A 24,788-nucleotide genomic window follows, 5' to 3' on the forward strand; every position below is an offset into this window, starting at 1 on the left:
GATGGTTTACGACTACTTATGTTGAAAATACAAAGCAGAGATGAAAGTGCTATTTTTATCGGTTTAAGATACTAATGTAAATAGAGACAAATGTTACATTCTCGTCACTTGTGTACAAGACTAAATTGTAAACAGCTATCTTTTATCTAAAAAGGGTTGTTTATATTTGTAACATGTACCTATTCTGTTTACAATTCAACACTACACTAAAAGGATCTGGTTCTACCGACTGACAAAGTGTCCCTATTTACGTTTATCTGATTTATGGACGAATACACTTTTATATAATCAGGACCTTAACCTCTCCATTTTGGTAATATTTGTGAACAGATATTCGGGAAAAGGCAAATATTTAAATCTCAGAAGGGTAAAATCGAAGATAAGAGATTGAAAAACAAAAAGAAAAGGCTTTTTATCCGGTTCAACTTTTTTGTTGTTCCAGAGAAAAAGCCTCTTCTTTAGGTCGATTGGGTATAAAAAGTCGTTTAGTGCAGAATTTTGTAAAGCAGTTCCTTTAAAAGCTCGGCATCAGATACGGAAGAATTTTCCACCCCTTTCGAACGGGCATCCGTCATACGGATGTCGCCGATCAGGTTGAACACTTTCATCGCCGAGTAGTTTCGCATTCCTAAAAGGTAATCCTTCACCTGGAATGTCCCTCGAAGTCCGAGTGCCGTCATCAGGCCGGTTTCGGAACGGTCCTTCGTATAGTAGCAAATGAGGAGGTTCGAGAAATAGTTAAATAATACAGGAAGGGTCATCTGTATCGGATTGCTTTTCGGATTCTTCTCGAAGTACCGGGCGATCCGGTTCGCCTTCAGGACATCTTTCATGGCAAGTGCCTTGATCAGCTCGAAGTTATTGTATTCTTTGCTGATTCCGATATTCTGTTCCACCAATTCCGGCGTGATACGTTTTGCGCCTTTTTCAGGCAGGATCAATGCCAGTTTATCCAATTCCTTGCTCAAGCGGCTTAAATCGTTTCCAAGGAAATCGGAAAGCATCTGAGCCGCTTTCCCATCTATTCCTACCGAGCGCAATTGCATAAAGGATGTGATAAAGGCCGGCATCTTATAATCGGGAATCTTTTTGGACTCGAACAGCACGCCGATCTTGTCGGTCGCAGCAGCCAAAGCCTTACGGCGATCCAGGGTTTTATATTTGTAATTGATGACCAGAACGGTCGACATTAACGGGTTCTTAACGTAGTTAGACAGAAGCTCGATATCACGAATTAATTGCGCTTCCCGGACAACCACTAACTGATATTTCGACATCATCGGGAAGCGGCGGGCGGCATTAATTACCGATGCAGCATCCGTATCGGCTCCATACATGATAATCTGGTTGAAATCACGTTCGGATTCTTCCAATACATTTTCAAGCAGCAAGTCCGTTATCCGGTCCATAAAAAAAGGTTCGTCACCCATCATTATATAGACAGGAGAGAACTTTTTAGCAACGATATCCCGGCATATTTCCTCGTATGTATATTCTTTTTTTGCCATATTTGCGTTCGATCTCAATCAAAATTACCAACTGAAACGGATGTGGCGGATCGTCTTCTTTCCATCAATAATCTGGCGAAGCGCTTCCACTCCCAACATCACATGCTCTTCCGCAAAGTTGCGGGTCACCTCGCGGTCGCTGGCTTCCGTCTTCACCCCGGCTTCTTCCATCGGTTTGTCGGAAATCATCAATAAGGCGCCTGTCGGGATCTCGTTTGCAAAGCCTGCCGTGAACAAGGTTGCCGTCTCCATGTCGATACCGGTGGCGTGCGTGCGGCGAAGGTAGTTTTTGAAATCGTTGTCATACTCCCATACCCGTCGGTTCGTCGTGTAGACGGTCCCCGTCCAATAGTCTTTCCCGCAGTCACGTATGGCGGACGAGATGGCACGCATCATCGAGAAAGCCGGGAGCGACGGCACCTCTGCCGGCAGGTATTCGTTGGAAGTCCCTTCCCCCCGGATGGCCGCAATCGGCATGACATAATCTCCCAGGCTGTTCGCCTTCTTCAATCCTCCGCATTTTCCTAAGAAGAGCACGGCCGTCGGCCTTATCGCCGATAGCAAATCCATGATTGTCGCCGCGTTCGCGCTCCCCATCCCGAAGTTAATAATCGTGATGCCATTGGCCGAGGCGTTCGGCATGGAGTTTTTCAGTCCCAGGATCGGCACGTTAAAATGGTCGGCAAACAGCTCCACATACTTCGTAAAGTTGGTGAGCAGGATATATTTATCGAAGTCTTCCAGCTTCCGCTCCGTATAGCGCGGCAACCAATTCTCGACAATTTCTTGTTTTGTTTTCATAAATCACTACCTTTGATGGTCTATTTTTACAGAATAAAAGAACAAATATAATAAATGCTTGCATTAAACTTACCCGGTTTCGCGCCTAAAGTAGCAGAAAAAGATGGAAAACGTACGATCTTCGATCCTGTGCGGCAAAAATACGTGGCCCTGACTCCCGAAGAATGGGTACGCCAGCATTTTGTCAATTACCTGATCACCCGGAAGAGCTATCCGAAAGAACTGTTGGCAAACGAAGTGCTGGTCAGGCTGAACGGGACCTCCAAACGCTGCGACACGGTCGCTTACAACCGTTTCCTGGAGCCTTTGGTCATCGTCGAGTATAAAGCTCCTCATATCAACATTACCAATGCTGTTTTCGACCAGATAGCCCGTTACAACATGGTGCTGCGTGTCGAATACCTGATCGTCAGCAACGGCTTGAACCACTATTGCTGCAAAATCGACTATGACAACCGGGCTTACGCCTTTTTGGAAGGAATACCCGCATACAACGAGCTATAATTCCCGCTTTTACCGATATTAACGCCCGATATACAAACTTTTACATCCAAATATCCCCATCTTCACGCCTGTACACCCGGGTGCAGGTCCGGTGAACATCCGGATGTCCATCTTGCCGACATCCGGATGTACGCGGATAAAGGTAATCGGTTCATTGAATATAAGACTGTTAACGAGACAAATAGGTCACTGCATTTCTTCTGATAAAGAAACAGACGTTTTGTGATAGAGCGTGATAGAAGTGTGATAGAGAAAACAGGATAGTATCACTTGTCAACGTCATTGAAAGACAAAGGCTACACCGGATCGGTGTGATAGAGTGATACTAAAAAGACAAAAAAACACAGGTAAACAACAAACTCTAACTAAAATTTACAGAACGGCTGCAGTCCGATCCTTGTATATCACGATGGAATCGGAGATTTGCTGATCGACCGGTCTGTCGACATAAACGGAATTACTATCCTTTATGACAGGCCGGCCACTTGTCTTCTTCTCATTGAAGAGAAGTGAATAGCCCAAGATTACTGCAAAAAAAGATAATATCAACGCTTTCATATTCTATTACTATTTTAATATCATATACAAGTATGATGTATTCAAAACGCAAAACGCTGCACTATATTACAAAAGAAATGTTTTTTCTTTCTTATTCTTTTGTAACGGATCGCCCTCCTCCCTTGATTTTGAAAAGAAACAAAGTAATGTACAGAATAGTTCAAAAAAAATCGGGGAAAGAATAGATTTCCTCCCCCGATTCTGTCATCGTTATGTTCTGATCGCCTATGCGCCGAAGTCGTCGAAATGCAACATCTCACGCGGCACGCCCAGATTGTCCAGCATATTTTCCACTGCTTTCGACATCGGGCCCGGACCACACATGTAGTATTCGATATCTTCCGGAGCTTCGTGATCTTTCAGATACGTATCGTAGATTACCTGATGAACGAACCCGGCCGTATATTTCACGCCTGCTGCATCGGCTACAGGATCCGGACGGTCGAGCGCCAGATGGAATGTGAAGTTCGGGAACTCCTTTTCGATCGCCAGGAAGTCTTCCAGATAGAACACTTCGTTCAGGGCACGGGCGCCGTAGAAGTAGGACATCTTGCGGTCCGTAGTCTTGAGTGTCTTCGTCATGTGCATGATCTGCGCACGAAGCGGAGCCATACCGGCACCACCGCCGACCCACATCATTTCTCTCTTCGAGTCGAAGATCGGATGGAAATCACCGTAAGGACCGCTCATCGTTACCTTGTCGCCCGGTTTCAGGGTAAAGATATAGGAAGAAGCGATACCCGGCATTACATCCTGGAAGCCCACTTCGGGTTTCGGCTTGAACGGCGGAGTGGCGATACGGACCGTCAACATGATGCGGTCGCCTTCAGCAGGATAGTTGGCCATGGAATAGGCACGGATGGTCGGCGTGTCGTTCTTGCATTTCAGCGTGAACAAACCGAACTTTTCCCATGCCGGCAGATATTCATCGCCGATCAGGGCTTTATCGATATCCTTGTTGTAGTCCATCGAGTAGGCCGGGATCTTGATCTGCGCGTATGAACCCGGCAGGAAGTCCATGTGTTCGCCCTTAGGCAATGCCACGATAAACTCTTTGATGAAAGTAGCCACGTTCTTGTTGGAGATCACTTCGCATTCCCATTCCTTTACGCCGAAAACTTCGTCCGGAACCTGAACGACCATATCTTCCTTCACCTTGCACTGGCATGCCAGACGCCAGTGGTCCTTTATCTGTTTACGCGTGAAAAAGCCTTTTTCCGTCGGCAGGATCTCTCCGCCGCCTTCGATTACCTGTGCGCGGCACTGGCCACATTTACCACCACCGCCACAAGCGGAAGACAGGAAGATGCCGCCACTCTGCAGAGCGCCTAACAACGTACCGCCGATAGGAGTTTCTATTTCCTTTTCTTTATTTACCTCCAGTTTGACATTTCCGGATGGAACCAATTTTGCTTTAGCGAACAAAAGTGCAGCTACCAGAATCAGTGTGATCAACAAGAAAACAACTGCACTGGCTGCGATTGTAAGTCCGCCCGACATTAATAAAATCATCTTTATCTGTTATTTAATGCGTTAATACTTAAATCTTAAGACCTGAGAAGCACATAAAGGCCATACCCATCAGACCGGTGATGATAAAGGTAATACCAAGACCTTTCAACGGTTTGGGGATATCCGAATATGCCAGTTTTTCACGAATAGCCGCCATACCGACGATAGCCAGCAACCATCCGATACCAGAACCTAAGCCATATACAGTTGCAACACCTACATTCGGGAATGCTTTCTGTTGCATAAACAGAGAACCACCCAGGATAGCGCAGTTGACAGCGATCAGCGGCAAAAAGATACCCAGGGAAGCATATAAAGAAGGAGAAAACTTCTCGATGACCATCTCCACCAACTGCACAAAAGAGGCAATCACGGCGATAAAGATGATAAACGCGAGGAAGCTCAGATTCACATTAGCGAAATCCGGACCTAACCAACTCAATGCACCTTCTTTCAGTACATAGTTTTCAAGCATATAGTTGATCGGCAGTGTACACAAGAGAACGAATGTCACTGCTATACCTAATCCTAAAGCAGTCTTCACATTCTTGGAAACAGCCACGAAAGAACACATACCCAGATAGTATGCGAAAATCATGTTGTCTACAAAAATCGAGCGGACAAATGTGCTTAATAATTCTTCCATTCTATTATTCGTTTAATCGTTTAGCATTAATTTTCCTGAAGTTCTTTGTTACGAGCACGATGAACCCAAATAATCACAGCAATTACGATCAATGCCATCGGAGGCAAAATCATCAAGCCGTTGTTCACATAACCGAAATCGTAAAAGGCCTGCGGAACGACCTGGAAACCCAACAGTGTTCCTGAACCCAACAGCTCACGGAAGAAACCGACGATGACCAGGATCAATGCATATCCGAGACCGTTGCCGACGCCGTCAAGGAAGGATTCCCACGGACCGTTGCCCAACGCGAATGCTTCCAAACGTCCCATCAGGATACAGTTGGTAATGATCAGGCCGACAAACACGGAAAGCTGTTTGTTTACATCGTAAGCGAAGGCTTTCAGCACTTCACTGACAATCGTTACCAACGCAGCCACAACAACCAACTGTACGATAATACGGATACGGTTAGGAATCGTGTTACGAATCAACGAAATGATCACGTTGGCAAAAGCCACGACAGCCGTTACTGAAATACCCATTACAATAGCCGGCTCCAGTTTTGATGTCACAGCCAACGCAGAGCAGATACCCAGCATCTGGACGATCACCGGGTTGTTAGCGCTAAGCGGGCCTAACAGAACTTCTTTATTCTTATTCGATAATAATCCCATCTTCTACTTAATTTTGTGAGGTTAAAAATTTGACATAACCACTCAAACTGTTGAACAACATTGCATCAACACCCTTACTTGTGATTGTACCACCGGAAATACCGTCCACATAGTCCTGACCGGCAACGCCCTTGCCAGGCTTGACAACGGCTACAGACTTAAACGTACCGTCAATGAACAGTTTCTTTCCCTTGAATTCATTGCTGAATGCAGGCTTCGATATTTCAGCGCCCAACCCCGGAGTTTCACCCTGGTGGCTGAAGTCTGCACCGTAAATGGTGTTTTTATCACTATCCACAGAGATATATCCCCAAAGCGGCCCCCACAGGCCGGCACCATGCAAAGCCATGATGTATTTGGTCTGGCCGTCTACGTTAGCGACAAAAACAGGATATTCGTGTTCGGAAGCAGCCTTTACCACATCGGCGGCAAAAGCATCGCCTTCTACTTTCTCACCGTTTTCATTTACCAGAAAAGCATCTTTGATCAGTTCCGTATATTTGGCTTCAGCTTCATTTGCCGATACCGATACGTTGATAGAACGCAGGATCTGCTGACGCTTGTCGTTCTCCTCATTCTTCTGTTGGAAACTTCTCAGCGATTGTGAAGTAAACGCCAACACGACAGCAACCAGAACAACCATTACCGCAGCATATACAACCGTATAAACATTACTATCCCGGTTAATGCCTTTCTTTGCGGCGGCAGCCTCGTCTTTCACTTCTTCGAAATCAGAAGCAGGAGCCGCACATATAGGACAAACATCCGGAGCTTTATTTCCCTCGTGGATATATCCACATACTTTACATTTATATTTTGCCATACTCCTTCTTACTTTATTTGATTACACGTTTCAATCTGCGGTTGATGTTGGCTTCCACTACATAGTAGTCGATCAGCGGAGCAAATACATTCATCAACAGGATAGCGAGCATCATACCTTCTGGATAACCCGGATTCAATGCACGGATAATGATAGCCATGGCTCCCACCAGGAAACCGTAGATATACTTGCCTGTTTCCGTACGGGCGGAAGTGACAGGGTCGGTAGCCATAAACACGGCACCGAACGCGAAGCCACCCAGGAACAAATGGTCGAACGGAGAAACACACATCGCAACCGTTGTCCCGACCATATTGAAGATCAGTGACATGACGGCACCACCGACAAAGACGGAAACCATTGTTTTCCAGCTCGCGATCTTTGTGAAAAGAAGGATAAACGCACCGATCAGGATCGCTAATACGGATGTTTCACCGATTGAACCCGGAATCAGGCCCAAGAACATGTCCCATGTGGAGATCGGATGTCCGAGAACATCGACAGCCTGGAACGAACCGATCAGTTCCTTGCCTGCGATAGCCACCTGTCCCAGCGGAGTCGCACCGGAGAAGCCGTCGACTACCTGCCCTGCCCCGATACCGAACGTATCAGCCGTACGGACAAAAACCTGGTCGCCCGACATAGCTGCCGGATATGCGAAGAACAGGAATGCACGTGTAACCAACGCTACATTAAATACATTATAACCTGTACCACCGAATACTTCCTTGGCAAAGACGACAGCGAATGCAGTAGCAACAGCGATCATCCACAGCGGAGTGTCGATGGGAACGATCATCGGGATCAGGATACCGGAAACCAGGAAACCTTCCTGTATTTCTTCCTTCTTCACCTGGGCAACCGCAAATTCGATCCCCAGACCTACCACATACGAAACAATGATTTTAGGCAATACGGCCAGAAAACCAAAAATAAAAGTCATGAGAAATCCCGGATCAGCCCCTACTGCAAGGTTATGCTGATAACCGACATTGTACATACCAAAAAGCAAAGCGGGCAACAAAGCAATGATGACCACGGTCATCGTGCGCTTCGAGTCAATATAGTCATGAATGTGTACGCCTGATTTGGAAGTTGTGCTCGGAACAAACAGGAATGTTTCGATACCTTCAAAAACAGAACGGAACATCGCCAGCTTTCCGCCTTCCTCGAAGTTAGGCTTAATCTTGTCGAGGTAATTCCTTAACGCTTTCAATGTATTCTAATTTTTAATGTTATTAATTCATTTCCTTGTATAACACATCCAGTCCTTGACGAACGATCTTCTGAATTTCAAGTTTGGACGTATCGACAAATTCGCAAAGGGCAAAATCTTCGGGCGCTACTTCATAGATACCCAGGTTTTCCATCTTATCGATATCGAATGCGATAATAGCCTTCAACAGATATTCCGGCATGATGTCCATCGGGAACACGCTTTCGTATTCGTTGGACATGATCATGGCACGCTTTCCCCCCTTGATACGGGCGTCTATCACGTATTCCTTGTTCTTGCCCATCAGCCAGGCCGGGAAAGAGTGGCTCACGCTGTATTTTCCGAAACCGGGAGTCGCCCAGCCGAAGAAGTCGTAAGTTTCGTCGCCTTCCGGGATAACCGTAATCTGATTGTCATAGGCGCCCAGATAATCGTCTTTCATCACCTTCGTGCCGCTCAACACGTTACCGCTGATGATACGGACATCTTCGTTGCCTCTCATGATCTTTCCGTCGACCAGGCTGCCGATCGTACAACCGGCGATTGTCTTGATATATCCTCTCTCTGTCGTTTCGGAACCGGTTATCACGACCAGGCGGCTGAAATCGGCAACCCCCTTGTTGAACAAACGGCCGATTACGATCACGTCGGCAGGACTGACCGTCCAAACCACTTCGCCTTTATTGACAGGCTTGATGTGATTGATCTGTACTCCCACATTAGCCGAAGGATGAGGTCCTTCCACTTCTACAGTTTCTACGCCTTTCACACTGACGGAAGAACCTTTGCGGATGCCGACATACACCTTGCCGTCGGTAAGTTTTGCAAGCGCATCCAATCCTGTCTGGAAATCAGCCTCCTGTCCTTTCACGATGAAATCGAAGTTCGGAGCCAACGGTGCGGAATAGAATGCAGAAACAAAAATGTCACGCGGCTCGTCAGCCAGCGAGGCGACGATGTCGTACGGACGTTGTTTGATAAACGGCCACATACCTGCATGCAGGATTGCCTCCTTTACCTCTTCTCTCTTCAGGGAAGCTACATTTTTCTTACCGAAATCTTCATACTCGATCTGCGCCTCCGGCTTCACGACCACGCTAAGCACTTTACGCTTCTCTCCTCGATTTACGGCAGTTACTTCGCCACTGACAGGCGAAACAAACTTGATCTCCGGGCGGTTCTTATCGATCATCAACACAGAACCGGCTTTGACTTTTTCTCCTACTTTGGCAACAACTTTGGGTACAATACCGTTATAATAATCGGGAACGACAGCGTAACTATCGCTTTTCGCTCCGTTTAACAGTACGTCCGAGGCTTTGCCCTTCAGATTAATGTCTAAACCCTTTTTAATCTTAATCACATTTGCCATGATACAACTAAAATTGTTTATATGTAATTTTCCCGCAAAAGTAAGCAATTTTTCATGCTTTAAAGCAGGGAACAGGAAATAAATAAAGAAATAATTCCATAATTTTGCACCGACAAAGAAAGAAATATGAAAAAGAGAGTGTACAGTTTACTATTTGTGATGCTTTTTGCCCTTTCCATCGGGGCAAACGCTCAGGTGAAGTACTTCACCAATGTCAACAGCAAGCAGATAAAAACGCTTCAGGTGAAAGTCGCCGGCGAGTTGATATCCGAGCCTTATATCGCTTTGGGAGGAGAAGAACGGATCGAAATCAATTTCGACGGTTTGGGCAGCGGATACACGCGATATGCCTACAATGTGGTGCATTGCAATGCCGACTGGACGCAATCGCAGTTGAGTCCGATCGAATATATGAATGGTTTCCAAGGAACGACCATCGACGATTTTGCCAATTCCATCGGGACAACGACCCAATACTCGAACTACCGCCTGTTGCTTCCGAACGACGACATCCAGTTCAAGGTCTCCGGCAATTATGCCATCCAGGTTTACAACGAAGATACGCCCGACCAGATTATTTTCACGGCCTGTTTCTCTGTGGCAGAACCGGTTGTCAACATTTCAGCTTCAGTCAGCGGGAACACGGATATCGACACCAACCAGAGCCACCAGCAGGTGAGTTTCAATATCAACAACAAGAATTTTCCGATCACTTATCCGCAGACGGATCTGAAGATATTCGTTTACCAGGATAACCGGCGGGATAATGCCGTGACGGACCTGCAGCCGATGAGTATCCTCGAAAACCAAATCTCCTATACGTATAACCGCAACCTTATTTTTCCGGCCGGAAACGAGTACCGCCGCATGGAATTCCTGAGTAATAAATATAATGGCATGCATGTCGAAAACATCACTTTCCACAATCCTTATTATAATGTGGAACTTATGACCGATTACAAGCGGAATAAAGGCACTTACCAATACGACCAGGATCAGGACGGCCGCTTCTTCATCCGTTGCAGCGACTGTAACGACCCGGATACGGAAGCCGATTATTACATCGTACATTTTACGCTTGCATGCGATCCGCTGCCCGACGGGAGCGTCTATCTGAACGGCGAGCTATTTAATAATGTATTGGATGAAAAGAGCAAGATGGGCTATAACTTCGAAACGAAGCAATATGAGAAAGCCGTACTTCTCAAGCAGGGTAGTTACAATTACCAGTATCTGTTTGTCCCGACCGGCTCCACCGTCGGCCAGACAGGCCCGATCGAAGGCAATTACTACCAGACGCAAAACGAATATAGCATCTATGTGTATTACCGTCCGATGGGTGCCCGCTACGACCGGCTGATCGGTGTCACGACCGTAAGGAACGAAATGCAGGTATTCTAAGCCTACGAACAATTCGTTTGTTTTTCTCACCCGATCCCATACTGATGAGAAAAGATTCTCACCAGCATGAGAAAAGATTCTCACCGTAAAGGGAAAAGACTTTCCTCGTCTTTTTCCTTTATAGGTTCGACATGCAGGGCGATATGGGTTGCCGGGCCGAATTTCAAACGTAACTTATTTTCGATCTCTTTCGTCAGCTCATGCGCACGGTTTACGGTTATCTGCCCGTCGACCCGAATATGTACTTCTATGGCAAAATCATTACCGATCCTACGCGTACATAGATTATGTGGGTTCCTGACCTCCGGCGTCTCATTTATAATGGAAAGGATCTCATCTTCGATCTCGCCCGGTAAAGATTTTTCCAGCAAATCATTAATTGCAGGTATGACCAGTTGGAATGCCACCTTCACAATCAGGATGCTGACGATCACGGCAGCTATCGGGTCCAGCACACGCCAGTTATCCCCAAAAAGGATAGCTCCTCCAATGCCCAGCGCCGTCCCGATAGAAGAAAAAGCATCCGAACGATGATGCCAGGCGTTCGCGATGACAGCCTGGCTATTCTCTTTCTTTCCGACATATAACGTCAGACGATACAGAGCTTCCTTTACTATAATTGAGACAATAGCGGCGATCAACGCGATCTTACCAGGGCTTTCCAACTGTTCGTCCCTAAAATAAAACCCGAAAATCTTATTCGCACCGTCCCAGAAAAGGCCGGCTCCCACGCACATCAGGACGATCCCGATGACCGTGGTAGCCAAAGTCTCATATTTCCCATGCCCGTAATCATGCCCTTCGTCTTTCGGTTTGGACGATATGTTAATGAAGAGCAAAACGATCAGATCCGTCACGAAATCGGATAACGAGTGGACGGCATCCGCTATCATGGCGCTACTGTGCCCTAACACACCTGCCGCGAATTTGAAAACCAACAGCAGAAAATTGGCAAGAGAGCCGATCAGGGTCACGGCCATGATTTTTCTTTTTCTGATATGTTCTTTCATATTCTTTCTAATTACCAACAAATTTATCCAAAAACCAACTCAAATGTTCCCAATTCTCATCCAAAATATTCGAAAGCTTATCCTGTTTGTTCCGGATGGCAATCAGGCAGGACCGTATTTCGGCCATTTCTACCTTCGACTTCGCTCCTTTCAGTTGTCCGGTAAGAACCTGCTGTTCCATCACCCACTTATCCAGCAAGGCATTCAGGAATATCAAACGGGTAACCTGGCGGATAAAATATTCAAATTTAGCCGCCCCTAACTTCCTGTATAAAGCAGAAAGATCCCTTTTGAACAAGGATAAGCGATAAGGCACCGCCGATGCAAACGACAAACGGGCGGCTGTCTTGGTCGCCCTGACTTGCTTGGGTACTTCACCGGTATGAATGATAACGACCCGTTTCGTATATTGCAGAAGCAAATGAATCTGCTGATCGGTCAAATGGCCGTTGCAACATGCCACCGTATTGGTAAAACCGGCAATATGCATAGTCAACAAGTCCTTGCCGTTCCATACCAAATAGACAAATCCGAGCTTTTCGATCGCATTTACTGCCTGGTAAAGACCTAACAGACTGTCATCCGCGAGATTTGGCGGATAACAAACACATCCCTGCTCTTTCTCTTCAACCATATACTTCAGGAAGCCTCGCAGTACGCCTTTCCCGTCCCGGACAGGAAATAGCATGGCACCAGCAATCTGCTCATACTGATCGGGAAGTACCGCCGGGCTTACGCCCAGTTCCAGATACTTATGACCGGCTATGAACAGAGCACTATCACTCTTGCAGAAATCCAACGACTCAAATATCATGTTGAATTCCTTGTTTTCATGGATAGAATGCAGAACGCTTACATCTGCCTGACACTCTTCCTGCCGTGTATCGAGGTTATCCGACTTTTCAATCGGGATATTAAACCTTTCAGCAAGAATGTGCAAGGCTTCCGCCTCGTTGCATCCTTCCATGATTTGAACTAAGTCAACAGCATCGCCTGTTTCCTTACAAATACTACATTCATAAATCTGTTCCGTTAATCTTATTTTAAAAGATTTACCTTCATCTCTATGAAATAAGCAATTACATCTCAGGGTTTTTCCTGATTTGCTTCCTTTGGCCAATTCTGTATACAGATTGGCCACATTTTCTAAATGGACTGCTTCAACAATCCGCTGTCTTAAAGTTTGTATCATTTTTTCTCGTAGTTGCGGAAAAATACATATGTATATATTTACAAAATTAATACCTTGATAACATCTTAAAAATATTTTTTATTTACTTCAAAAGACAAATCACTGCTGGGCACTTAGTCCCAGCTGATTTTCAATTGTTTATAATTCAGTTCTTTGACATTTTTGTAATCGCAATCGGTAAGCATCTCTCTTACAGATGTTTTATCCAGTAGAGAATACATCCTGCGGAATCTCATATTACCCTTTGCGCGTGTAACGAAGTAAGCACCGCCGGTGTGAAGCTTATGTAAACGAGTGAAGTCAACATATCCTTTATCCATGATATAGTAACTTCCCTTTTCATAGTTTAACTCGTCCGGCATATTTACATCATGTACAATTTGCCTCGATTCATTGTTTTTAGCTTTTGGGCGAAGCTAAAACAACTTTTCAATTCAAATCGTCATGCTCCAAAAAGATACATAACTATGCGATTATCAAAGATTTCAAGGAACGATGTTTAATTTAAAGTGCCCCTAATAAGGACAAATATAAAGAAAATATAATCCGCAAAACGTAAGCATTCGGTCTACCCCGTATTTTTTGTCCCTCTTTTCTCCGCTACCTTTGCCCCAAAAAAGTTATGTGGAATCTTAAAGAGTTCGAATCAATCTATTCGCGCTACGAAAGTAGCGGTTTAAAAGTTCATGATTTCTGTACGAACGAAGTAATCATGAAGCAAAATAAAGTAGCTTGCTCGTTTCTAAATCGTTACCTGTTTATTAAAAGTACAATGTAATGCATTGATTTTCAATAAAGGACAGAAAGTCATGTGATTAGCAACATGAAAGGTCGGGTTCTTGTTTATGTTGCAAATGGTTGCAATTTCTTTCAGGTAATCATTAACTTTTTGATTGCTTATAATCGGTAAAATCATTCCATTTGGTAACTGGTCTTTGTACTTTTCAAGAATGGCTTTGGGTACATCTAGCAGTCGGATGTTAGATGCAACATTGGTTTTGTGGCGTTTGGTCATAATCCAAAGATTGCCATCAAATGCAGTGCGAATGTTTTCTTGGGTAAGTTCGCATACATCAATGTACGAGAGAGCCGTATAACTTTGCCGGAAGTTTCCAGTTCTCTATAAATTTGGTGTACGTGGGAACGGGTGATTTCTAAGTAGTGGTTCAGTTCCACCGACATACGGTCTTTGCCTTTTGAATTCTCTTTAGCCTGATTCCAAAGATTTACGGGACAGCTTCTTTTGATAGAAATATCTACCATACAGCCGTTTACGGTGATTCTCATGCACACGGGTGCTTCTCCGTTCTTTAATAATTTGCCTTTCTTGATGAAGAACAATACAGAAAATGATTTTCGAGCCATTTTTACATCGTTTTTAAAGTTACAAAACTATGTATTCTCTTCCAAAGTAAGTCTATGCAAAAGACTATGAATCAGAGAGAAAGATGCAAATTCGTGGGACTTTTTTGAACTAAATTTTAGTCCCACGATTTATCCACCGATAATATGCTTGAAACGGCTATTTTCTGCTACCTGCCAGAAAAAAGAAATCCCTGATAATGTCTGAATATCAGGGATTTGCTTGATTTTTCTTTTGTTTTTCAGTGATCCGCCTGGGTTATGAACCAAACGTTATTTATTCCTCAATATCAGTACTTTCAGAAATTTCGACTTTGTATCCGTCATGCTTTAGTCCTTAAAAACTGTCTGCTGTTGTCCGGTGTCTGTCTGCCAACATCTTGGGTTTAAATGTACACATTATTTTTGGATTATGCAAACCGTTGAAAATAAACATTCTAAGGTTAGTGCAAGGTGCAAGCTATATATAGATATATACTTGCACCTTGCACTAAAAACTATTTTAAAAAAGAATCAAAGAATTCTTCTACTTTAGAAACTTGTATCTTAATTGTTTCGTATAAATCATATATTGAATTCGTATTAGGAAAAGCCCACTCATCAATACCACTATTATTATTAAAAAATTCTAAGCGATATTTTAGTTCCCATTTTTCGGTAGAATTCACTATAAAGGAATTATTGACAGGGGTTTCATAACAATATATTCTAAGATATCGATTTTCTAACATCACGTAGAATACATCACCATGTAAGGTCTCATTTTTTAACAAATTAATTTTGTTACGAGATGGATATATACTCCATTGAATTTTATTTTCTAAAGTATCTCTTAATATCTTACTGACTACAAGTGTAGCTTTTTCTTGACTATCTTTATTCATGATATAATTCTTTTTTCGTTTATGATATTTTGAATATAATCGATTATTCCTGTTATTTTATTGTATGTATCCCAAATATCGTTTTTGGATATATATTTTTTATTTTTCAAACTGTCATTTAATGTAATAGTTGCTTTATATTGTTTTTCTATTTGCTTTTTTACACTCAGACATTCGTTTTTATATTCTATAGGAATAGAACGTAGTAATATATCTATTTTAGTCTTTATCTTATAAAGGGTATTTTTAATACTTGTTTCACTATTACTATTAACTAATTCAATGTTTAAAATTTTTATATCCTCTATAACACTTGGGGCTATTTGGCTAAAAATAATCTTATTCTGAGTTGCTTTAATTGACGATTTGATTGACTTGGCTGTTATAAGAGTGTAGATACTTACAGCAAAACCTAATACAGAACAGCCATTTACAATAATATTTTCCAAATTATTAATCATATGTATTTCATATTATTACTCTATCATAAATTATTTAGTTATTTTTCCACTTCCTCAATTACAGTCAACTTATTTTTTACTTTTTGGGAAGTAATCCCTTAACATTAAATTCACTAATCTCCATAGGAGAGGATATATTTTTAAGACATATTCTAATTGTATAATATCTTTTTTTGTTTAATACTTATTTTTTCGCCTATTCTCCATTATTGTTTCAAAATTTTCTTGCCCCCATTGTTTCAACTGCTCTAAATGAGGGATTAAAGTTTCTCCAAATTCAGATACATAATATTCCACTTTGGGTGGTACTGAGGGATATATTTTTTTACCTACTAATCCGTCCGTCACCAATGAACGTAAGACAGCAGAAAGCATCTTTTCCGATATAGAAGGAATTGTTTTGTATAGTTCATTGAAACGTATTACTCCATTCTCATGTAACTTCGATAGGACAACTAAAGCCCATTTGTCACCCAGCCATTCCAGTATAGGGGAAGCAGAACAGTAATCGTAATCTAACTTTTTTCGCATTTTTTCGTCCTTAAATACATTGATATTGAGAAAAACTAACTCAAACGTAAGTGGCTGACAGATAGTATAGTTCTTCTTTATTCAAAAAGAACATCCTACCTTCGCAAGTGCAAAAATACGGAAAATAATTAATTCCAAGTGCTTAATTCATAATTATATGGAACTATTACATTTTACGGGACAAGTATGGCGACCACCATACGAAGCAAGTTCCCAACTCTTACAGGTAACAGCCGGATGCACTCACAGCAAGTGCAAATTTTGTAGTTTATATCATGGAACAAGGTTTCGTCTATCTCCCATTACGGAAGTCGAAGAAGATTTGAAAGTGATACAAAGTTACCAGCCCAAAGCCCGGCGAGTGTTTTTAACGGGGGCTAATCCATTTGTGCTAAGTTATAACAGGCTGCTTGACTTAGGTCTTCTAATCAGGAAATATCTTCGTCATTGTGAAAGTATCGGTATGTTTGCTCGGATTTCAGATATTAAGCCAAAAACAGTAGAGGAATTGAAGAACCTGCGTCATTTAGGTTTTGACGGTATCAGTATCGGAACAGAATCGGGCGATGATAATACATTGGCAGTAATGAACAAGGGATATACGGCTAATGATATTATCGAGCAATGCAAGAAGCTGGAAGAAGCAAATATCAGATATAACCTCGTGTATCTGATAGGGCTTGCAGGAAAAGGCAAGGGAGAACGGAACGCTATTAATACTGCCAATGTGTTCAATCAGTTGCACCCCTTTACCGTAAACTTTGTATCACTGACCGTATTTTCCGAATCAGAATTATACGAGGAAATACAACATGGTTCTTTTGTAGAAGCTACCGAACACGAAAGGTTGTTGGAACTACGGACTTTTATTTCAAGACTTCATATAAAAACAACTTTATTAGGAAATACGGTATCAAACACTGTCCCGTTTGTCGGAATAATACCTAATGATAGAGTTAGAGTTCTTAATGAACTGGATTCGGCTATAAAAAATGCTGGAGAAAAAGAATTAAGGCGATATAGAGATAGTATTAGGTCTTTATAATCAACTCAAAGATATTCTATGCAATTTGTAGATAAGATATTGTTCCAAATCAATACAGAGATAGAAAAGCTCGGTATAGATGATTGTATGGGCATTGACAGTGCTTTGCATATGATGCGTTTTATTCAGCCTTTATGTGATGAATTGAGAAAATACATATTAGCTTATCAGTTTGCTGATGAAACGGAAGAAATCTCTTTTTTTAAGGAGTATAAGCCAGAAGTATTGAGCAAGTATTTGTATTACAATAAAATATATGTCATTGAAAGTAAATATCCTACTGGTAGTGATATTGCACAAAGAGAGTATTTATATAAAGAATTGGATAGTTTGACGTTTTATTTCAGTAGGAACTTGGACTTTTATCAGTATTACCGTTCTAAATCTACTTATTTGGATAGGTACTATTTTACCCGAAATCAAAATGATTTACGAATATGTACAGACAGTTCCCATATTGATAAAGACCCTCTATATTCAACCGGGTATGATTTTAAAGTGGCTAAAATTATTACCAACGAGCTGTTGAAAATCTACTTGACTAACAGATTGCAGGAATTGGAGCGTATTGTGCAGCGCAAAGCGGATAACGGGCTGATTGCAGAAACTGTTTTGCGTTGGACTAGCTCTAAAAGGGCGTTGGTAGAACTGATTTATGCTTTAGAAGCGAATGGGGATTTTAATAAAGGGACGGCTACTTTAAAAGAGATTGCAGGATATTTTGAAAATGTGTTCAGTATAGATATTGGTGATTTATATCATTCTTATTTGGAAATGCGAAGTCGTAAAATAAATAGAACTCGGTATTTGGAGATATTGCAAAAAAGTCTGCTCCGAAGAATGGATGAAAACGATACATGATGCGAGTTTTATTTTCTTTTCGCAAGTAATTATATGCTTGCAATAAATAAACCATTCAGTATTTCAATCAATATTGAATGGTTTATTGTTTTCATTCAATCCTGCCATACTGAAATCTTGCTTTCAATCAAGCTATCAATATTTCAATAAAACAAGATTGCAGAATTACAAAAATAAACTCATCGGTCGGGGAACGCCCAGCGGCAAGGGGCGGGACCACCCGTCCCGACGAGCGAAAAAATCTTTAGTTAGGGAATGTCTTTCTTTCATTGGCAACACGACTTCGGAGTGAATTTGCCCAAGGTGTTTTGCGGCACGGAAAACAGATTTGTGTGCCACAAATCACACCTTGCTGTTATCTGACGATAACATGATTTCAACGATATTTCTGAAGTATTTTGTGTAATAGCAAATAAGTGTGTATATTTGCTATTATCACCTTAAAGAAAAATATTGTTTTATGAAAGTTTTTATAAGTTGGTCTGGAAATAAGAGTCATCATGTAGCATTAGTCTTTCGTGATTGGTTGCCTTCTGTTATTCAATCAATAAAGCCATATGTTTCATCAGAAGACATAGATAAAGGTGCAAGATGGAGTACAGATATTGCAACAGAGTTAGAAAACTCCACATTTGGAATTTTATGTGTAACTAAAGATAATATAAATGCTCCGTGGTTATCTTTTGAGGCTGGTGCTTTATCCAAAACAATGGATAAGTCATTTGTTAGTCCTTTCTTGTTTGATATTAAGAGGTCAGAAGTTGACGGACCTATTTTACAATTTCAATCAACTATATTTCAAAAAGAAGATATTCATAAATTATTGAAAAGCCTTAATAAAGCATGTGGGGAAGCTAGTATTCCTGAAGCCATGCTTAATAAGGCTTTTGAAGTTTGGTATCCAACATTGGAAGAAGAGTTAAATAAGATAAAAGGTTTTCAAGATGAAACAGAGGTAACAGATTCCCCAAAAGATTTGTCACCTGCTTATTCTGAAATATTAGAAGAAATTTTGGATTTATCTCGTAATAACCAAAAACTATTGAGGACTACAGACCCTAAATTGTATGAAAGTTTGGAACAATTAAAACTTTTGGCACAAGAACAGATAGAAAGAACAGAAAGAAATTCTGAACTGGAGTTGAAACGAACAGCAAGAAGATTTCAGCCCATGTTTTTAGAAGAATTAATTCACGTAAGCAATAGGGGAAGAAAAAATCCATTTGGATTTTTAATAATTTTAAGTCAATTAAAAAGGGATTTTCCATGGATATACGACAGCGGAAAAGAACTTTTGACAATATTGAAGTCGAGAAGTAATAAAGATACGAAAATGGAAGCGATTGAAAATTTTCAAGAAATGATTGATTTTACATTTCAACATCCTTTAATGAGAGATATGCTTGGGAAAAAAGATTATTGGGGTTATATGAAAGATTTCCCTTATGTGCTTCGTAAATATGTTGATGAATTAGGACTTGTTTTTCTTTAACATTAAGCTCTGTTACAAAAAATGAGGTGCATTCTTATTGCACCCCATTTTTTTAGTTCTTATTTAATCTTTGAGCCAACATTTCCATGTCACTGCTAACCTTCAAATCGGTAATCCTCGCATAAATTTGAGTAGTTCTTATATTGGTATGACCTAAAATCTTAGATACAGTTTCAATGGGAACACCGTTTGCGAGCAGTACCGAAGTGGCGCACGAATGGCGCGCGGTGTGATAGGTCAAGGTCTTTTCAATTCCGCAAATGGCTGCGATTTCTTTTAAGTAATCATTCATTTTCTGATTGCTGATAACTGGTAAAATCTTACCGTTTGGCAATTTATCTTTGTACTTTTCCAATATGGCTTTTGGTATATCCAGCAACCGGACGGTAGATGTAACATTTGTTTTGTGTCTTTTCCGTATAATCCACAAATTACCGTCAAATCCGGTGCGAATGTCCTCTTGTCTTAGTTCGCATACGTCAATGTAAGAAAGTGCCGTATAGCAGCTAAAAATAAACAAGTCACGCACTTGTTCCAGTCGCTTAGTGCTAAACTCGTGGTTGTAAATGGTGGTAATTTCTTCCATAGTCAGATAATCCCTATCGGTACGTTCAAACCTTACCCGATAACTCCCGAAAGGGTCGGCAGTCACTAAACCCGTATTCTTGGCAAAGTTTACTACCGTGCGAAAACGTTGTACGAACTTCATAGCCGTATTATGGCTGCACCCATAGTTATTCTTGATATACAACAGGAAATCTTCAATGAATACCACATTTATATCTTTAATGAGCATATCGGAAACGGAGTATTTAAACTTCATAAACTCCATAAGCCGTTTCTTTGTCAGTTCATAACGTGAGTAGGTTTTGTCTGTGGTATTCATTTTAACCTTTTGCAAATACTGTTCGTTGTGCTGTTTGAAGAACTCTATCAAAGTCCGTTCCCTTGCTATCTTGCCTAAAAAAGCGTTCTTTACCAGTTCTGCGGTTACATATCCGTCTTGCGCCATTAACGCATGGTAATGTTGATGAACTGTGCTACGAATACTTTCCAGCATGGAATTGATGTGTACGGCTTCTGCGGTTCTGCCGGAAGCCTTGCCTAATTCCACGCTCCAGTGAGCCGGATTTATTTCCAGCTTGGTGTTAAACTGGGCTACAACTTGGTCAATAGTGATACGTGCGATAATCGGTGCGTTACCATTTTTCTTTACTGCATTTCGTTTGACGAAATAGAGTAACTTAAAAGTACTTCTCATAATCTCTTTTTTTTAGTTACAAACTTAAATTGATAAACTGAAAATGAGATATTTGCAGTACGGACAAATCAAGACAACAAACCGCCAATTTTGGACATTCCGTGACCTAAAATCTTAGAGGGTGGACAGGTCACGAATTGGTCACGAAAGTGTGTCTTTTAGTGACCTTTTCGTGTCTTCGGTCACGGACAGTATATAAAGAAAAAACTCCTACAATACAAGGCTAAGTCTTGATTATCCAACAGCCTTTCGTTTTCATCGAATACAGTATCAGTATTGATAAGAAATTTCAAGTCTTGCCCGATTTCGGTGAGTTTCTTGGATAGCTTCTCCATCCACTTCTCGAAGTTTTCGTTGTCTATATACATTTTGCTTCAATTTTTAGTTCAACATTATTGTTTTCAATCGATTGATGAAGCAAAGTTCTGCAAAACAAGGTTGCAGAAAAAGAGGAGTAGGTAACTACTCCCCGAAAAATGGTTTATAAACTGCTATAAATAAACAATTTGCAGAATCATCTTTTCTAATCTTTATTTATTCTTCCGTTTACGGTCTTCTCTACCAATAGCATTTCGTAAAGCGTCCAATGTTTTAGTAAGATTGTACGGTTTACGAGTAAACACTTCACCAATCTTATCATAGATACTACCGAATTTAAGATTGAAAAGCTGCTCAAAGCCACGAGCTAAACAAGCCTCTGAAACAGGTTTTCCATTCTTTCCGGTAATCTCTCCTTGAAGAAACAAACCAAGTACAATTTCAGCAATACCAATAATCCCCAAGTCTTTAGACTTAGGAATTACATACAGGTCTGACTTGAACTCTGTAGATACAGGCGAATTAAACTGTTCGGGATGGGTAATTTTCAGGTTGAGTAGCTCTAATTCTGCATCAATTAGGGATAATGCTTTATGAATGTATAGATTTTTGAGCGCATTTTTCCCCCTGCCCATCTTGATACAACCCCTTTAAAGGGGTTATCTCAATACGGGTGAGATTAAGCATCCGGAAGATATGAGTATAATCTTCCGAATTGCTAATTGTTACTATTTGCTTCACAAAATCTTCATAAGCATCTTGCATTTCTGTGTTAATAACTTCTTGTGAGGTATCAGCCAGTAAGATGAAAAACCTCGTTCTCAATAAATCATTCATAGGCATAAAATTTAATTGTGAATAAATTATATCTATCAAAGCATTTGCTTTGTATGCTGAATGATTTCTTGTTTTGTTTGTAGTTCCTCTGCTAATCAGAATGATTCAAGGGGTATTCAGCCTTATTGGTCGCAATTCCAGAAATGGTGAACTTCAAATTCCTGCTTCTTACAAATATAATTCACTGGCATGAGTTCTAAAATAGCGAAATGTAGCTATGCAGAAGAACTGCGACCTGCATCAATCCTTGTTAATGATTTCTTTATATAGTTCATATTTTATTCTTTCATTATGGCTAGTAATTCATTCAATTTTCCCTCTGCAATATATGGCAAACACTGACGTATTTCATCAGTAGACCAATCCCACCATTTCAGCATGAGTAATTGTTGAATTACCTCTGCGTCAAAGCGTTTTCGTATTTCTTTGGCAGGAGTACCGCCCACAATGGTATAAGGTGGAACATCTTTGGTCACTACTGCACGTGCGGCAATAATTGCTCCGTCACCGATATGAACACCTGCCATAATCACAGCTTCGTAGCCGATCCATACATCATTGCCGATTACAATATCGCCTTTATTGTCCCATGCAGTAGTAATATTCGACTTTTCCAATTCCCATTCTTCGTAGAATAGAGGGAAGGTATAGGTAGACAGAGATTTCAATGAATGATTCGCACAATTAAACAGAAACTTCGTGCCACAGGCAATAGAACAGAACTTGCCAATGATTAACTTCTCCCGGTGGATGGGATAATGATAAAGCACATTGTTCTTCTCAAACAGCAAGGGATCAGCTACAAAATCATTGTAAATAGTATAATCGCCAACCTCAATTTGTGGTCATTCAGATAGACTGTTTGCTTATCTCCGGTGCGTGGATATATTTTTGTCATCATAACTTGATTCGTTTTTAATAGTGTTTACTTTTCAGATAAATAATAGATTGCAGTGCCAGCAGAATCACAAATAGATATTCTGCCGTCAAGTAGAGGGGTAAAGATGCATCTATACAGAAGCTCAACCAATAGAGATATACTAAATACACACAGGTGGTTGTCACTTGGAACAGAAAGGTGATTTTGGTTTTCCCCGTTCCTCCGACCGCATTAAGATATACATAGCCGGGTAGTGCAAACGTGTAATTCAATAGCATCACCACGAAAGGAGCAAATGCTAATTCCACTAATAGTTCGCTATCGGTGTAGAAGTTCACAATCCAATGATTACAGAGTAAAGCAATTCCTACCAATAGGATGCCAACGGCATAGCCTAATTTCAGAACCTTGTGACAGATCGAGAAAAGCTCGTTTCTCGTTCCGGCTCCAATAGCATTGCTCACTAATGAACCCGTAGTGACTGCAAAGGAATTAGCAATTACGAAAAAGATTGCTGATACGCTTCGGGTGATATTGGAAATAGCCAACTCTGTTTTCCCTAAATGCTCGATTGCCACGAAAAATAAAAACCAAGGGGCTACGCTGATAAAAGCATGAAGCATACTCCACACAGACAGATTCAGGACTTTGATAAGTAGCTTTCCATCATAAACGGGCTTCAATCCGTATTTTTCTTTATCTATCTTCGCTCTTGTGTAGATACAAAGCACAATCAAAGAACCCATTTCCGCTAAAGATGAAGCGATGGCTGCTCCCGAAATACCTAATTCCAGTGTGAATATTAGGAAGTAGTTCAGCGGGATATTGATCGCCACCGCAGTAACAGCCGACCACGATAAGGCTTTTGTGTACGTTATTCCAACGAAGAAAGACCGGATAGCCAAAAAAGGAAATGAGAACAACAGCCCGAAGCTGCGCCAGTCCAAATAGTGGATTACCGCCTGATAAATTTCCGGTGAGGAAATTAACCGCTTCAATAGATAAGGGGAAACGGCATGAATCAGCAGGCAAAGCAAGACGGCTAATCCCGATAAAAAGAATAGCCCCTGAAAGAAAGTCTTTCCTGTTGCCTTGTAATTCTGCTCCCCATTTCTGCGGGCAATCATTACTTGCAATCCAATACTGAACCCGAAGCCCAGCATATAGACTGCCAGATAATAAATTCCGGCAATAGCGGATGCTCCCAATTCCACTTCGCCTACGTGACCTAAAAAGACAGCATCCGTTATATTGATTAACTGCTCCATGAGGATGCTCATCATCACCGGAAAGTTGATGAGCCATATTTGTTTATATGTATAATTCATTGCTCAACTGCAAAATAGCACGATACAAACAGACCTGCATAACATGGTCTGCCAGCTCGTAAATTCATAAATAAAAGGATGTAAAATCTCTGTGGCAAATAAATCGTTATTTGTCAAATAGCTGAATAGCTTTCTTGAAGGGGGCTATTCGCAGGAGCGTAGCTATATACAGAGTTTCATAAGAAGTGAATACTATTTGTTAGTTGATATAGCGCAAATGTATGAAAAATTAAGAAATTCAACCTATCAATTCATGGATTTCTTTTATATGCAGCACGGCTCTTTCATTTAAAAAATAGACGAATATTGAAAATAAGGCTTATTTTATC

The 24,788-nt window shown here is 41.3% G+C and carries 24 protein-coding genes and 4 pseudogenes; 5 read left to right on the top strand and 23 right to left on the bottom strand.

Annotation, left to right across the window (positions count from 1 at the left end):
• Positions 1-485: 485 nt before the first annotated feature.
• Both holA and RDN79_RS06185 read right to left on the bottom strand, forming a co-directional pair.
• Positions 486-1,508 (bottom strand): DNA polymerase III subunit delta, encoded by a 1,023-nt coding sequence (gene holA / locus RDN79_RS06180; RefSeq protein ID WP_298549367.1) that lies wholly within the window; start codon positions 1,506-1,508, stop codon positions 486-488.
• 24 nt (positions 1,509-1,532) lie between these two features.
• Positions 1,533-2,309 (bottom strand): AMP nucleosidase, encoded by a 777-nt coding sequence (locus RDN79_RS06185; RefSeq protein WP_298549365.1) that lies wholly within the window; start codon positions 2,307-2,309, stop codon positions 1,533-1,535.
• 54 nt (positions 2,310-2,363) lie between these two features.
• Between RDN79_RS06185 and RDN79_RS06190 the strand changes: the two genes are divergently transcribed.
• Positions 2,364-2,813 carry a type I restriction enzyme HsdR N-terminal domain-containing protein gene (locus RDN79_RS06190; protein ID WP_298549363.1) on the top strand — a complete coding sequence of 150 codons (450 nt, stop codon included), beginning with the start codon at positions 2,364-2,366 and terminating at the stop codon, positions 2,811-2,813.
• Between the two features lie 372 nt (positions 2,814-3,185).
• Here RDN79_RS06190 and RDN79_RS06195 read toward each other — a convergent pair whose 3' ends face one another.
• The 7 genes from RDN79_RS06195 to RDN79_RS06225 form a co-directional block, all read right to left on the bottom strand.
• Positions 3,186-3,371, bottom strand: a complete 186-nt coding sequence (locus RDN79_RS06195) for a hypothetical protein (protein ID WP_298549361.1) — start codon at positions 3,369-3,371, stop codon at positions 3,186-3,188.
• A 225-nt stretch (positions 3,372-3,596) separates the two neighbouring features.
• Entirely contained in the window at positions 3,597-4,883 is a 1,287-nt protein-coding gene (nqrF, locus tag RDN79_RS06200) for an NADH:ubiquinone reductase (Na(+)-transporting) subunit F (protein WP_374044491.1), read from the bottom strand.
• 28 nt (positions 4,884-4,911) lie between these two features.
• Positions 4,912-5,529, bottom strand: a complete 618-nt coding sequence (gene nqrE, locus RDN79_RS06205; RefSeq protein ID WP_115499002.1) for an NADH:ubiquinone reductase (Na(+)-transporting) subunit E — start codon at positions 5,527-5,529, stop codon at positions 4,912-4,914.
• Between the two features lie 26 nt (positions 5,530-5,555).
• Positions 5,556-6,185: an NADH:ubiquinone reductase (Na(+)-transporting) subunit D gene (locus RDN79_RS06210; RefSeq protein ID WP_298549360.1), complete on the bottom strand. Its 630-nt coding sequence runs from the start codon at positions 6,183-6,185 to the stop codon at positions 5,556-5,558.
• 7 nt (positions 6,186-6,192) lie between these two features.
• A complete protein-coding gene (gene nqrC / locus RDN79_RS06215) occupies positions 6,193-7,008 on the bottom strand; it encodes an NADH:ubiquinone reductase (Na(+)-transporting) subunit C (RefSeq protein WP_298549359.1) in 816 nt (271 codons plus the stop codon).
• Between the two features lie 13 nt (positions 7,009-7,021).
• Positions 7,022-8,224 carry an NADH:ubiquinone reductase (Na(+)-transporting) subunit B gene (locus RDN79_RS06220; RefSeq protein ID WP_298549357.1) on the bottom strand — a complete coding sequence of 401 codons (1,203 nt, stop codon included), beginning with the start codon at positions 8,222-8,224 and terminating at the stop codon, positions 7,022-7,024.
• A 22-nt stretch (positions 8,225-8,246) separates the two neighbouring features.
• Positions 8,247-9,596, bottom strand: a complete 1,350-nt coding sequence (locus tag RDN79_RS06225; protein WP_298549355.1) for a Na(+)-translocating NADH-quinone reductase subunit A — start codon at positions 9,594-9,596, stop codon at positions 8,247-8,249.
• 126 nt (positions 9,597-9,722) lie between these two features.
• Here RDN79_RS06225 and RDN79_RS06230 point away from each other — a divergent pair, with 126 nt between their 5' ends.
• The gene (locus RDN79_RS06230) at positions 9,723-10,997 is read left to right on the top strand and encodes a DUF5103 domain-containing protein (RefSeq protein ID WP_298549353.1); all 1,275 of its coding nucleotides are present in this window, start codon (positions 9,723-9,725) and stop codon (positions 10,995-10,997) included.
• Between the two features lie 80 nt (positions 10,998-11,077).
• On the opposite strand, the gene RDN79_RS06235 is transcribed toward RDN79_RS06230, so the two are convergent.
• The 8 genes and pseudogenes from RDN79_RS06235 to RDN79_RS06265 form a co-directional block, all read right to left on the bottom strand.
• Positions 11,078-12,007, bottom strand: coding sequence for a cation diffusion facilitator family transporter (locus RDN79_RS06235; protein WP_298549351.1), 930 nt, complete (start codon positions 12,005-12,007; stop codon positions 11,078-11,080).
• A 7-nt stretch (positions 12,008-12,014) separates the two neighbouring features.
• Complete coding sequence (locus RDN79_RS06240) at positions 12,015-13,199, bottom strand: CHC2 zinc finger domain-containing protein (protein ID WP_298549349.1); 1,185 nt, start codon at positions 13,197-13,199, stop codon at positions 12,015-12,017.
• A gap of 113 nt (positions 13,200-13,312) precedes the next feature.
• Positions 13,313-13,591 (bottom strand): annotated as a pseudogene (locus RDN79_RS06245) (hypothetical protein); the annotation flags it as partial.
• Positions 13,592-13,941: 350 nt separating this feature from the next.
• Positions 13,942-14,295 (bottom strand): annotated as a pseudogene (locus RDN79_RS19050) (site-specific integrase); the annotation flags it as partial.
• Entirely contained in the window at positions 14,211-14,564 is a 354-nt protein-coding gene (locus RDN79_RS19055) for an Arm DNA-binding domain-containing protein (RefSeq protein WP_374044492.1), read from the bottom strand. The pseudogene RDN79_RS19050 and the gene RDN79_RS19055, both read right to left, overlap by 85 nt.
• A gap of 494 nt (positions 14,565-15,058) precedes the next feature.
• Positions 15,059-15,445 (bottom strand): hypothetical protein, encoded by a 387-nt coding sequence (locus RDN79_RS06255; RefSeq protein WP_308572974.1) that lies wholly within the window; start codon positions 15,443-15,445, stop codon positions 15,059-15,061.
• Complete coding sequence (locus RDN79_RS06260) at positions 15,442-15,906, bottom strand: hypothetical protein (protein ID WP_308572975.1); 465 nt, start codon at positions 15,904-15,906, stop codon at positions 15,442-15,444. The genes RDN79_RS06255 and RDN79_RS06260 overlap by 4 nt, the downstream gene beginning before the upstream one ends.
• A gap of 177 nt (positions 15,907-16,083) precedes the next feature.
• Positions 16,084-16,437 carry a helix-turn-helix domain-containing protein gene (locus tag RDN79_RS06265; RefSeq protein WP_308572976.1) on the bottom strand — a complete coding sequence of 118 codons (354 nt, stop codon included), beginning with the start codon at positions 16,435-16,437 and terminating at the stop codon, positions 16,084-16,086.
• 157 nt (positions 16,438-16,594) lie between these two features.
• Here RDN79_RS06265 and RDN79_RS06270 point away from each other — a divergent pair, with 157 nt between their 5' ends.
• From RDN79_RS06270 to RDN79_RS06280, 3 genes are all read left to right on the top strand, one after another.
• Complete coding sequence (locus RDN79_RS06270; protein ID WP_308572977.1) at positions 16,595-17,482, top strand: radical SAM protein; 888 nt, start codon at positions 16,595-16,597, stop codon at positions 17,480-17,482.
• Between the two features lie 18 nt (positions 17,483-17,500).
• Positions 17,501-18,343: an RteC domain-containing protein gene (locus RDN79_RS06275; protein WP_308572978.1), complete on the top strand. Its 843-nt coding sequence runs from the start codon at positions 17,501-17,503 to the stop codon at positions 18,341-18,343.
• A 460-nt stretch (positions 18,344-18,803) separates the two neighbouring features.
• The gene (locus tag RDN79_RS06280; protein WP_308572979.1) at positions 18,804-19,835 is read left to right on the top strand and encodes a TIR domain-containing protein; all 1,032 of its coding nucleotides are present in this window, start codon (positions 18,804-18,806) and stop codon (positions 19,833-19,835) included.
• Positions 19,836-19,887: 52 nt separating this feature from the next.
• Here RDN79_RS06280 and RDN79_RS06285 read toward each other — a convergent pair whose 3' ends face one another.
• The 6 genes and pseudogenes from RDN79_RS06285 to RDN79_RS06310 form a co-directional block, all read right to left on the bottom strand.
• On the bottom strand, positions 19,888-21,096 hold the full coding sequence (locus RDN79_RS06285) for a site-specific integrase (protein WP_308572981.1): 1,209 nt from the start codon (positions 21,094-21,096) through the stop codon (positions 19,888-19,890).
• 200 nt (positions 21,097-21,296) lie between these two features.
• A pseudogene (locus tag RDN79_RS06290) lies at positions 21,297-21,464 on the bottom strand (DNA-binding protein); the annotation flags it as partial.
• A 162-nt stretch (positions 21,465-21,626) separates the two neighbouring features.
• Positions 21,627-22,049 (bottom strand): hypothetical protein, encoded by a 423-nt coding sequence (locus RDN79_RS06295; protein ID WP_036632769.1) that lies wholly within the window; start codon positions 22,047-22,049, stop codon positions 21,627-21,629.
• Complete coding sequence (locus tag RDN79_RS06300) at positions 22,006-22,257, bottom strand: hypothetical protein (protein WP_308572985.1); 252 nt, start codon at positions 22,255-22,257, stop codon at positions 22,006-22,008. Before RDN79_RS06300 ends, RDN79_RS06295 begins: the two co-directional genes overlap by 44 nt.
• Before the next feature lie 272 nt (positions 22,258-22,529).
• Positions 22,530-23,152 (bottom strand): annotated as a pseudogene (locus tag RDN79_RS06305) (CatB-related O-acetyltransferase).
• 14 nt (positions 23,153-23,166) lie between these two features.
• Positions 23,167-24,459 (bottom strand): MATE family efflux transporter, encoded by a 1,293-nt coding sequence (locus RDN79_RS06310; RefSeq protein ID WP_308572983.1) that lies wholly within the window; start codon positions 24,457-24,459, stop codon positions 23,167-23,169.
• Between the last annotated feature and the right edge of the window lie 329 nt (positions 24,460-24,788).

It is taken from the genome of uncultured Parabacteroides sp. (assembly GCF_902493135.1).
Lineage (GTDB): Bacteria > Bacteroidota > Bacteroidia > Bacteroidales > Tannerellaceae > Parabacteroides.